General features: G+C 60.8%; 1 protein-coding gene. It reads left to right on the forward strand.

Annotated features, from left to right (window positions below):
* Positions 1-278, forward strand: a 278-nt coding sequence (locus SB752_RS32340; RefSeq protein WP_410719486.1) for a hypothetical protein, incomplete at both ends; no start/stop codon positions are given.

Genomic DNA, 278 nt, shown 5'->3' on the forward strand with positions numbered 1-278 from the left:
CTTCAGCCAGGGCGGCGATGCTCCATACCATTGCGGAGGCGACGGACCGCGCTGAAAACTTCCGCCGCCGCCACCAGGAATGGATGCAAGCCCGTGACCAAGCCACGCTGGAAATTGCCCAGATCGAGGCACAAATGCAGGTGCTTGAAGCACAGGCCCGCGCCACCACCCTGCAATTGAACCAGGCCCGCGTCGCCCAGGATCAGGCGTTGGCCAGCTATGATTTTCTGCGCACCCGTTTTAGCAATGCGCAACTCTATCAATGGCTCAACGGCCAG

Source organism: Brevibacillus sp. SIMBA_040, from assembly GCF_046535075.1.
Lineage (GTDB): Bacteria > Bacillota > Bacilli > Brevibacillales > Brevibacillaceae > Brevibacillus.